Annotated in this window: 1 protein-coding gene; it reads left to right on the top strand. The window is 47.8% G+C overall.

Translation table 11 applies throughout. The annotated features are described in order from the left end of the window. Positions 1-224 (top strand): DUF1542 domain-containing protein (locus HW098_RS07620; RefSeq protein ID WP_176139729.1); only part of this gene is annotated, 224 nt, incomplete at both ends.

Below are 224 nucleotides of genomic sequence, written 5' to 3'. Positions count from 1 at the left end.
AACGCTAAGCAAGCGCAAGAGAAGAAAGCGGCGTTGGCGAGAGTCGAACACTTGACTACAGAAGAGTTGAACGAAGCCAATCGCAAAGTTGATGAAGCCTTAAGAAAAGCAGAGGGCGAAGTCGATAAAGCGAAAGACCAAACTGCTGTAGATACTGCGAAGACTACTGGTATTGGAGAAATCGATAAGGTTAGTGCAACCGCGACAGCCAACGCCAACGCTAA

This window comes from Streptococcus sp. 1453 (assembly GCF_013276955.1).
GTDB lineage: Bacteria > Bacillota > Bacilli > Lactobacillales > Streptococcaceae > Streptococcus.
This window is presented reverse-complemented; position numbering and strand designations above follow the sequence as displayed.